This window comes from Chryseobacterium sp. BLS98, from assembly GCF_001045445.1.
GTDB lineage: Bacteria > Bacteroidota > Bacteroidia > Flavobacteriales > Weeksellaceae > Chryseobacterium.
In genome coordinates this window covers 20962-31994 of sequence record NZ_LFNF01000007.1, presented here as the reverse complement: position 1 = coordinate 31994, position 11033 = coordinate 20962, and the positions used below count along the sequence as shown (strand labels likewise).

Here is an 11033-nt window from a genome sequence, read left to right as displayed (position 1 = left end):
TCATTCACAGTAACCCCGGCTTCGCCTCCTTTTCTCACCTGAAAGGTAAGGGTCTTCTGAGGAACTCCCGCAAAATCCAGCTGGGTTTCACTTCTGGTATATCCTCCCAGATGATTGATGGAATGGGTTCCGATCACTCTGCCTTTTTTATCATAATAGGTATAATTCCTGGTCCAGTTATCGTCTTCAATGTTCTTAACAAGACTCATCACAGGAAGTCCTTTGGTGCTTCTTCCATCCGTTGAAGGATCATCACTTAAAGGAACTTCACCACCGATAAGAGTTGTAGGAAAAGTGGGATTGAAACTGTACTGAGGATAAGTGTCATAATAATTTACAGATAACAGAACATTAACAATAACTGTTGGAGACATATTATAATAAACATCCATACCACTAACCGTGAAATAAGAAGCACTTCTTTTGATGTTATTAGGAGGATAAGCGCTGACATATCCCTGAAGATCATTTCTGGATGCTGAATTATAGATAATCCCAGTATAAGCTACTCTATTAAAAGAATCATATTCCGTAATCATCCATTGGTTTATGCTTTTAAGATTCGCATCCTGAGTCATTACCAGCCTGTCAGCTTTGTCATAGATCATATACTCCCAGCCTTTGCCAGGAAGCTTCTTTTCTACAAGCCTGCCTCTTCCATCATAACGGTACTGATAGCATAAATCGTTTAATAAAGTGTCCGTTAAAGGCTGAAAAAGTGCTTTTTGAGGAATTACAAAGGCCAGTTGATCATATTCATTATACACATAATAAGTATCATTATAAAGGGTCCCATCATGTTTTCTTGCCATAATGATTTGTCCCTTCCCATTTTTGTATTCTATATTGATATTACCATCTTCATCCGTAACTGTATTTTTGTATAACTGATTAGCTGGAAAAGTTCCTGGTAAGCTTAAAACAGAAGAAGTAGCATTATTAACCCAGGTAGTATTGGTTGTAAATTGAAAGACTTCTCCATTGACATTAGTATCATATTGAAAGGTCACAGGCTTGTTGGCCCAGTCATTTCCTACCTGAAACTGCTGTTGGATTCTATCCAATGGTGAGTTTTCCAATACTTTTTCTGCATAGATCTTTTCTGATCCATATACGGATGAAGCATTTCCCTGTGGATTGGGAACAATAGCCCCATTCTGAGTTCCAGATTGAGGAACGGGAAGATAGTCTTTTACCTGTCTTCCAAATTGATCATATTCTATAGGGGTAACAACGTCTCTTCCCAGGGGAGAGGCTTTTACGTTGACGATTTGCTTAGGTCTTCCCAAACCATCAAAATATTGGACCGTTTCAGAGGATTTTGTGGGTGTGGTTCCGCTATAATCCAAATAGGTTTTGGACTGGATATAGTTTTCGGTATTAGGAAGCGGGCTAAGCTGGGCACTTACTAAGTTTGATAGAAGTAAAGTTCCTATCGGTATTAATATTTTTTTCATCGTTTGTTAGTTTTTGTAGTTGTACTTCATTTCCTTCAACACCTTTCCATTCACATCAATTACTTTTTGAAGCCTGTTTGCTGAATCATAGATATAGCTTTCTCTGATTCCCGAAGGTGGGGTGATACTTCTTACTCCAATTAAAGGATCGTAAGTGTACGTGCTAATCTGATAAGCTGATAATGCTGAATAGTTTCTAAACAGATCCAGAGCTGAGATAAGGGACTGCTCTGATGCATCAGTACTTAATTGGGCATCATTGTTTGAAGCACTTACTATATTGTCAATTAATGACTGTGAAATGTCTGAAAGTTTCGCTCCTTCTATTTTGGCAATAGGCTGAGTATTATTATAACCCCAAATAATGGTTGTTGATACACCCGATTTTGTAGTGTATTGCAAGAAATTTCCAAAATTATCATATTGATCGTATGTGATTTCTGCATTAGCTATAGATGGGTTTTGCATATTATATGATAGTATAGACGAGGGTAATACAGTGTTAATAGTATAAATAATTTCTTTTTTAGAAACTAAGTTATTATTATAATAGTTCTCCGTAACGACAGGTTTGATAATATTTCGACTGTATAAATTGACCAATGATGTATTATTTGGAAATTCATATGGGTAATAATATTTAGTTTCGGAAACAACCTGATCTGCACTTATTACTCCGCTTGATTTTATAATATTTTTTTCAAGATCATATGTTATTGACTTGCTATTTAGTATAGTTTGACTATTAGGATAAAAATATTGTGTAAGAATGGAAACGTTTGATTTAGAATATTTTACAAGATGATTATTAGCAGTATGGTTGACCCAATAAAGAGCTCCATTACTATAAAACATTTGTTCAAATAAATTTTTTGTAGTGTTGATAAGAGGTAATGAATAGTCATAATATAAAAAATCCGTTTTTGACACTCTAGTACCATCCTCAGCAAACTCTTCTTGTTTAAGGATTCTACCTCTATTTAAATCCATGCTCTGCATATATGAAGAGGGAAATTTAAAATATTTGATAAAATTACTGGTTCCAACAGTATTTACAGGGGGAGAGATAGTTTCGAATACATCATTATAATTACTAAAATTAGTGAAAAATGAAGCCACCATACCCTTACCATTAATTTTCTTAGTTACCTTGCTATATCCTACAATTGAAGAATTATTATAAAAAAAACCTCCATCAGTATCACCCCTTAGTAAACTAGATGGTGGTTTAATAAAATTAAGCTGACCAGATGACAAACCATTATCTCCAAGATATTCGTAATTTTCTTGCTTTAAGGTTGTACCATCAGAATCTTTTAATTCAAGTTTACTAACCCTCGCACTTCCTAAAAGATATTCTGACCCTTCATACAGAAATTTATCATTTTCATAGGTTAAATTAAGTGAGCCTCCAGTAGGATATATAATTTTATTAAGAAGCCCTAATAATGATTTATTATTAGGAGTTCTATCTACATAACCTGAAACCGACTCTTCCATTTTATTCGTCAACTTAAAAGGTAAAAAGTAATCTTTATTTATATTTGGATAAAAATAAATTTTTGTACCGTAATATTTTTCTTCATTTGCGGAAACATTTGTCTCGTAGCTATAAAAATCATTTATTAATATTTGTCCATTCATCATTACTTTATCAACTATTTTATATTTTAAACTTGAGCCATTATTATTATAGTAACCGAGGTAATCTGTTTCAAAAGAATGCTTAGGTGGAAAAAGCACATCATTAGAATTTGTCCCATAATTAAATATATAATTACTGTTCAAATTAGAATCGTAAATTTTATCTAATTTTAATCTTAAACACTCTTTACCATCTACGCATTGAGAATCCTTTGGCTGAAAGTAAGAATAACTGAAAGTCGTTTTTTTAATAAGCTTGCCACTTAGATCATTAATGGTTATTTCAGAAAGTACATTGCCATCATAATCCTGACGAATACCTCCATAATTGAAATTAATACTACCTTCATTAAAAGTGATTTTTTTTATCCTCTTAGAGTTAAAAAGTCTTGAAGTATAACCCGAAGAAGATTCATAAGGGTTTGAGTTTCGTTCGGTCTGATGCAAGAAAATTCCCTGATTTATGTCGATAGACCCTCTATTTAATTCGGTTGAGATGCTTAATATACCAGTAAATGAATCATTAATATAGTTTTCATATTCAAAAGTAACTTTGCTATTTTGAGAATATGGAGATTGTATTTTTGATAAATCCCAAGCATATGGAAACTTTGGAAGTGAGCTATTGAGTCTTGGTAAAGGATTACCTTTATAATTATTTATGTGTTTTTCTCTAGGGTTTTCGAATGTATATTCAAAACCCATTTCATTTAAAATATTAAAATGATCAAACTTGCAAACTTTTTCATATGAGTTTACGTAGAAATTCATCGGTTGAGAGTTAATCTGATTTGTATCAACACATTTTAAACTATTGGATGCGACGAGGGATGAAGAAAATTTGTTTTTGAAGTTTATCAATGATTCCATTCCATATAGATCTATTTGACCTTCGCCTTTCAAATAAAATTTATCATTCAGTCCTGGAGCTTGAACTAAATAAAAATCTGGTGCAGAATCAAAATATTTGGAACTTGTAGTAGGCTCGTATGTTGACATTCCAGATATGTTGTAATTAGAAGCAAACCAACCTGTCCTTTGGGCTGACCAAAATCCCCAATTATAGGTTCCCGAACTGTTAGAGTCATATGCAGATTGTGTAAAATCTCGTGAGAAATCATAAATATCGTTTTGCTGAAGATTTACACTTCCACCTGCAATTAGTGTCCAGCCTAATCCTACATCTGATGCATTATCACTTATTTTATTACCTTTTGTATCATAACTTAAACCAATTGGAATTTTGAGACCATCCAAATCAATTTCATAAATAGGAATACTAATATCTGCTTTCCCAATAAAATCAATATTTGGAAAATCAGAAAATCTTAATAATCTTGTATCATTAGGAGCCGATACATTGGTATTCATCCCGAGATTTCTATCAGATGCAGGGGTAGATAGTTGTAAACCCTGACTTAAAAACAATTGTAATGGAAACAATAGCAATAGATACAATATTTTTTTTCTCATTCTTTCACGATTTTGGTTGATAAGTTTTTGTTATGCTGTCTTGGGATGCTCGCTTTGATAATATAAATACCCTGCGGCGGCTTACTCGTGTTAACCTTTGTAACCCTGTGTCTCATTTCTTAATTAATTTTGCGTTAGCTGTTTTATTCGTATCAGTTTTTATGGTAACCAGATAAGCTCCTTGAATTAAATTCTGAGTATTAATTTTGGTTACTTTATTCTTGGTTTTCAAATTTTGAAGCTGTCTTCCACCCATGTCATACAACAAAATATCTGCTTCTTTAAAATCAAAACCTATTTCTATATAAGCATAGTCTGAAACAGGATTCGGATAAATCTTGATGTCTTGTTTTTCGATTAGTTGATCAAGCTGTTTATCTCCCAGCTTTACAATCTTCCAGTTCTCTTTTCCTAGCTCTTCTGCACTGGTTCCTGCTAAGATGATTGAACCATCTTTGTTTAGTTTAATATCCGAAAGCCTTTCTTCTCTCTTTCTGGATTCACCTTTGACATGTTTTCTCCATTGTTCGTTTCCATCTTGATTTAAGTAGAGCATCCAGAAAGTTTCATCTTCATTTTCAATGCGGCCTTCTGCCTGGGTATAACCTCCCAAAAGAATTCCTTTGGAAGATGTATCACCCGCTGAATGAAGCACGCTGGTTCCCATCAGGATATCCCTGTTTCCAAAATTGTAGGATTTTTGCCAAAGCTCTTCGCCTCTTTCGTTTAAGGAAATCAACCACAGATCGGTTCCCTCTTCTATTCCTACGGTTTTGTTTCCGGATCTCTCAGATCTAGATTCTCCTCCTATTAAATATCCTGCCGACGTTAAAGCAAGAGTTCTTAAATGATCATCTCCTTTTCCTCCAAAGTTCTTTTCCCATTCTACCTTTCCATCTTTATTGAGCTTAATGATCCAGTAATCTCCTTCGCCATAGTTTTCAGTTTTTTTAGAACCTCCTGTAGTGCTTCTTGAATATATACCTAACAAAGCTCCGCCATCTTTAGTAGGAATTATTTTTTCCACTTCATCCAGTCCTTTTCCACCTAAAATTGATTGAGAGACTTCTTTTCCATTCTTATCAAATTTTACAACCAGAATATCTTTAGAACCGTAACCTTTAGCCGAATTCTGAACATTTCCAGCTACAAAAAATCCCAGATCTGTACTTTGGATAACCGATCTGGCTTCCTCATCAGAAGAGGTTCCCAATGTTTTTTGCCATAATTCATCGCCAAATTCATTTAATCTTATAAGCCATATATCTGATCCTCCTTTGGAATCTTCTTTTTTATCTAAACCTTTTCCGGAATAAGAAGTGCCGGCAACAAGAAATCCTCCTTCCTGGGTAGCCACAGAAGCTGACAGGTAATCATGATTCTGTCCTGAAAAGTATTTATCCCAAACTTCTTCTCCCTGCTGGTTTAATTTGATTAAATGGAAATCGTAGCCACCATTCTGCTTACTGCCTTCTGCCTGAAGCTTACTGCTCTGAATACTGCTTCCTGTTATTAAATATTGACCGTCAATGGTTGTCGTGATCTGGCTTAGAAAATCCTGAGTGTTGGATTTAATATCTTTCTGCCACAATACTTCCTGGGCAGACAGGCCCAGAACTGTGCATAGAATATATGCACCAGAGTAAATTTTCTTCATCTGCTTGTGTATTTAGTTAATCTTAGTTTTAATAATTTTGGGCAAATTTAACATTTTTTAACACAAACACAAATCTCATTACAGAGATTTAACATAGATCATGTCATTGTCAGTGTTTTTGATAATATTTTAAAGATTTAACTATGTAAAGGTATCAACAGAAAGCGACAAAACTTGTCGTATATGGATTGATAAAAAAATAGGTTAGAAATAAATAGGCGAACTTTTAAGCCAATCCGGTAATGAGTCCGGAACACAATATCATCGATAAGTCCCGAAAAGCCTGTCCCAAATAGAAGTATAAAAACCAAAGTTCTTAGTCTCATCCAGATGGTGCTGATTATGAAATCTGGTGGTCCCAACAAAAAGACGGTCAAATGATGCCGGGAAAAACTCCCTGTTCAAATGTCCTATCGTTCCCCAAATTAAGTTGATGCTCAGATAAAGAGCTATAGAAATTATAGAGAAGTCATAACTCATGAGTAAAGCAAGAATCATCAGTCCAAAACCGATTGTTTCAAAAGGATGCAAAACAAAAAGACTCAGGAAATTGGTACTGACATGCTCATGGTGTTTTCCATGCAGTATTTTATACACAAAAGGCAGATGGGCGGCATAATGAAAGAAATACATCAAAAGATCCATCAGAAAAATGAAGGCAATAGTTTCCAGAAAGACAGATACTGCGGAAGGGTGAGGATCAATGATAATCCAGTTGTTTTTCCATAAGAAAGCACCCAGCAACATGACGAAACTATTGCAAACAACAGTAAGAAGACTGAGATAGGCATCGGATTGGGTAACAGGATGATTCTGCTTCTGCAGAAAATCTTTACGGCATGTCTTCTCAATGAACTGATATAAAGCTATTGAAAACAGGCACAATAAAACATTGGATATCAGGCTGAAAACAATCCACTGCAGCCAGCTGAACTGCCAGAATATCTTTAAATAACCGGAAAAATCAAACCAATTAAAATTCATACATTCATCATCTTTCAACTCAGATTATAAATCTATGAATTTCAGGTTAAAGAATCAATGCTTAAAGATTGAAAAGAGAGAATATTTTATCCATTAAAAAACAATAAAGGCTTTAAGAATTAAAAAGGAATTTATTATAATCTATTAATTCTATGATTTTAATCTTAATCTCCCTTAATTTGTACATTCTTCTTAATGGTTTAAAAATTGTATTTTTTCACAAAAAATCATTTCCGCTTCACTTTTCTTTTCAGTTCCCTGACGCGTAAAGTCAGCTGTTTACGTAAATCGTTATGATACTGTCTGTAGTTCTTTATGCTTCGTTCCAATTGTTTTTTCTGAGCCAGATAATCTTCATACAGCTCACTTAATTCCGAGATTTTCGAAATCATATCAGAAGGCTGAATCTCCGGATCTCCGGCTGTTTTTTTAAGCAGACCCCGGTAATATTCCATACGGTCTGTAAGGCTGCTGTGAAATTTTGGTTCTATTCCCTGCATGGTTATGGGTTTAATCTATTAAAATTTAAAAGACGGTCACTTTCCGATGGCTGCAGAAGGTGTATCGCTCTGAAATAAAATCTTAATACTTTCATCCAAAGCATTTTTACCTGCTGATTTTGAATAAATATTATCCATAGCCGCTGAAATGAGGGTTTCCTGGGCATCTCCCAGAGGTAAAAGCGGTAATGCTGCATATTCACCAGCTACAATTTGCGGAGGTATGCCGTTGCTATATGCTCCTTCCCCATCGGCATTAAAAACTTTATAAATAACCGGGTGCAGCTGCCATGAGATTTTCTTAGGTTTCCTCTTGTCTTCCACCATAAATCCGGCCATATCTTTACCGAGTGTCACATCCCCTACCTGAATCACCTGCATATAAGGTTTAAGATTATTGATCACAATTTCCGATGCAGATGCCGTACTTCCTGAAGTTAAAATATAGACTTTATTCAGGTTTAAAGCGTTGGTACGAAGGGCGTTGAAATCAAGAGCTGCCGGATCATAGGCAATCTGCCGGGCAAATGTTCTTTTTACCTCACCCCCGTTTTTGTTTCCCTTATAAATAATGAACGGAGAAGAGGACGATATTCCCGGAGGAATCAACGAGCAAAGTGCGGCTGCTGAAGAGACGGATCCTCCGTAGTTGTACCTGAGGTCCAGGATCAGTTCCTGTATTCCCGCTGCTTTAAAAGCCGCAAATTTTTGATTTAATGAGGAAGTCATTCCATCCGGAAAATCATAAATATAAAGATATCCCGTTTTTTTTCCGTTCTTTTCAAATATTTTAGATTCCAAAGGCTGTTCAAAGGAATACCCGTAATATACCGTAATGTTCTTTTCATCAGTAACGACACCGTTTTTCCAGTTTCCTACCCGAAGTTCTATCACCGTCTTATCTTTAATGGACGAAGTTAATTCTTCCGCATTGGCTGCCGTAACAGCAGTACCATTGATTTTGGTGATCATCATTCCTCTTTCCAGACCGGAATTGAATGCCGGGGAATTTTTCATAACCAGTTTTACCGTTGTCACTACACTCCCATTGGCCAGTTGGATCACTGCATAATCAAATCCATACATATTCCGTACAGAACGGGGATAAGAAGAAGGATCCTGTGTATCTACAGCAAACGAGAAGCGATCCTGAGAGGACAGCAGACTTTTAAAAAAGTCTTTCACCGGCAGATGATAATCCGGTTTGGCAGGCATCTGCTCTGCCCAGTAATAATATCTTTTCATGCTGTCCTGTACCCAAAGGTTAACCGATTCCGTACTTCCTTCCGGAAAAACAGGAGCTCCCTCATCATCGTTACGGGTACATGAGGTACATGACAGGATAAAGACAGAAACTGCAACAAGGAAAGGCAGCTGAAAGATAAAATGCTTTTTCATAGAATCGGTTTTTACAGATAATCTGCCACATCGATCTCTCCCACAACCGTAAAGACTCCGTTGACCATTTTTTCCTGGAGAACGATCAGGTTGGCTCCCATATCCTGTTTTATTTTGACTCTTATTATTTCGGAACCGCCGTTATAAGGAGTATCTGTTCCCGGCTTGTACAATTCCAGATAAACCGGAGCTGTGCTGCTGAAGAAACTATATATTTTCACAGCGGTAAAATCATTTTTTCCAATAGGGTCAAATTCGGCAAGTATGGCTCCGTTTTCTCTTTTCAGAACTCCTTTCACACCGGTAAGTGAAGTTCCTGAATATTCGCCGAGATTCGGGAAAATAAATTCGAAGCCTACTTTTCCCAGATTCACCTGTGGCTTTACCGCAGAAGCCTGCAGAAAGATTCCGGGAAGATTGAAGAAATTCAGGGTCTTGTAGTCATTAATGTTGTCGTAAGTAAGATTATAATGGGCTACTTCAAGCCCGGTTTCGTTGTTATAAATCCCAAGTCTGTCTGTTTCGCCTTCATCAAGTACAAATTCCAGTTTGGTTTCTATTTTATTGGTATAAGAAGTATTTCCGTTGATGGATACCGGGACTCCGTTAAGCCGAAGCTGGATAATTTCCGGCTTTGAGTATCCTTTGACATTAACTTCTGCCGGTTTCTGTGATTGATCAAACGGCTGCATAACGCTGCTGTCTGAACAGGAAACAAGCAACATAAAAAAAAACAGTGTAATGAATTTATTCATTTATATTATTTTAAATTATAAAATCTAACCTAGAAATATTGCCCCGCCCGTTAGAAGTGCGGGACAATAGGAAATTATAAAAAAACTAAGTTGGATATGTTGATGATCAAGAGTGGTTGCGGGAAAGCTGCAAACCTGTCCTGACCGATTAAAGTTTTCATGGCAATTTCTGCAAATTAAGCTGCAGTGGTCGGATAACAGCTGTTCTTATTTTTTGATAAATTTCAGTTTTTCCGTTGTTTTTCCATCAGAAACTTCAGCTATATACATTCCTGATGGTAATGATGCTACATTCAGAGATCTGTTATAGGAAGCTGAAAATACTTTCTGTCCGGCTATACTGTAAACAGTAACCGAAGTTTTACTTTCTTTAAAGTTGGGATTAAGTTTAAGCTGAAGGAATTCCTTTACCGGATTTTCCTCTATTTTCGTTAAATTTTCTGTTTTTTCCTTTACATCTGCTGTTCCCAAGAATGATGAGGCATAGATCGCCATTTCATCAATATTGATATTCTGAAGATTATTACCGCTCGCCTTTCTGTTTGACCATAGGCCTATATAGATTTTTTTGCCTGTAAAAGCCGAAAGATCCACAACATCTTCTGTAAACTGGGTAAGATCGGTGGAAAAAGGATTGTCGGTAGTTCCCGCTATGATACGGTACGGGCTTGCAATGTCATTCCCGTTTGCATCCACTGTCATGGCCTGGAAGTCTGATAATTCCGGAACCGGTTTCTGAGCTGTGCTTACAAAAATGAAAAGGTCACGCCCGAGATTAAGGTGCGAAGTTCTCTGTCTTCCGATATAAGCTGCAAGGCTGATGGTTCCTGATGCGCCTTCCAGATTGATCTGCGGGGAGATAATCCAGTCGTTTTCAGTACCGAAACCGGCAGCATTACCTGTTGGGACAAGGCTTACCGAATAGCGGAGAACACCTGATGTACCGTAGGTTAAAGCAGTCCCATTGTGATAAATATTCTGGCCCTGAACCCAGCCGTTTCCGTTGGCATTAAGGTCATGAGTAGTCCATCCCTGAAGATCAGCAGGCGTATTAAAAGAATTGCTCCATACCTGGAACTGTGCAGCTGCAGCCTGTGATACCAATACAATAGATAATAAAAATAGTTTTTTCATAATACTGATTTATTAGAGGTTTTTGAAAAAT

At 36.3% G+C, this 11033-nt stretch carries 8 protein-coding genes; all 8 read right to left on the bottom strand.

The window, feature by feature from the left end:
• A partial coding sequence (locus ACM40_RS20100; RefSeq protein ID WP_048504587.1) for a DUF6443 domain-containing protein occupies positions 1 to 1457 on the bottom strand: 1457 nt, incomplete at its 3' end.
• Positions 1458 to 1463: 6 nt separating this feature from the next.
• Positions 1464 to 4574: an RHS repeat protein gene (locus tag ACM40_RS20095; RefSeq protein ID WP_048504586.1), complete on the bottom strand. Its 3111-nt coding sequence runs from the start codon at positions 4572 to 4574 to the stop codon at positions 1464 to 1466.
• A 112-nt stretch (positions 4575 to 4686) separates the two neighbouring features.
• On the bottom strand, positions 4687 to 6231 hold the full coding sequence (locus ACM40_RS20090) for a T9SS type A sorting domain-containing protein (protein ID WP_048504585.1): 1545 nt from the start codon (positions 6229 to 6231) through the stop codon (positions 4687 to 4689).
• A gap of 261 nt (positions 6232 to 6492) precedes the next feature.
• On the bottom strand, positions 6493 to 7215 hold the full coding sequence (locus ACM40_RS20085; RefSeq protein ID WP_048504584.1) for a sterol desaturase family protein: 723 nt from the start codon (positions 7213 to 7215) through the stop codon (positions 6493 to 6495).
• Between the two features lie 227 nt (positions 7216 to 7442).
• Positions 7443 to 7715, bottom strand: coding sequence for a hypothetical protein (locus ACM40_RS20080; protein ID WP_048504583.1), 273 nt, complete (start codon positions 7713 to 7715; stop codon positions 7443 to 7445).
• 36 nt (positions 7716 to 7751) lie between these two features.
• Complete coding sequence (locus ACM40_RS20075; protein ID WP_048504582.1) at positions 7752 to 9113, bottom strand: S41 family peptidase; 1362 nt, start codon at positions 9111 to 9113, stop codon at positions 7752 to 7754.
• 11 nt (positions 9114 to 9124) lie between these two features.
• A complete protein-coding gene (locus tag ACM40_RS20070; protein ID WP_228376232.1) occupies positions 9125 to 9868 on the bottom strand; it encodes a hypothetical protein in 744 nt (247 codons plus the stop codon).
• Between the two features lie 207 nt (positions 9869 to 10075).
• Positions 10076 to 11002 carry a T9SS-dependent choice-of-anchor J family protein gene (locus tag ACM40_RS20065; protein WP_048504581.1) on the bottom strand — a complete coding sequence of 309 codons (927 nt, stop codon included), beginning with the start codon at positions 11000 to 11002 and terminating at the stop codon, positions 10076 to 10078.
• Positions 11003 to 11033: the final 31 nt, after the last annotated feature.

Bases quoted from the DNA above. Each gene is read 5' to 3' on its own strand.
- ACM40_RS20095 (WP_048504586.1), bottom strand. From the start codon at position 4,574: ATGAGAAAAAAAATATTGTATCTATTGCTATTGTTTCCATTACAATTG.
- ACM40_RS20090 (WP_048504585.1), bottom strand. From the start codon at position 6,231: ATGAAGAAAATTTACTCTGGTGCATATATTCTATGCACAGTTCTGGGC.
- ACM40_RS20085 (WP_048504584.1), bottom strand. From the start codon at position 7,215: ATGAATTTTAATTGGTTTGATTTTTCCGGTTATTTAAAGATATTCTGG.
- ACM40_RS20080 (WP_048504583.1), bottom strand. From the start codon at position 7,715: ATGCAGGGAATAGAACCAAAATTTCACAGCAGCCTTACAGACCGTATG.
- ACM40_RS20065 (WP_048504581.1), bottom strand. From the start codon at position 11,002: ATGAAAAAACTATTTTTATTATCTATTGTATTGGTATCACAGGCTGCA.
- ACM40_RS20075 (WP_048504582.1), bottom strand. From the start codon at position 9,113: ATGAAAAAGCATTTTATCTTTCAGCTGCCTTTCCTTGTTGCAGTTTCT.
- ACM40_RS20070 (WP_228376232.1), bottom strand. From the start codon at position 9,868: ATGAATAAATTCATTACACTGTTTTTTTTTATGTTGCTTGTTTCCTGT.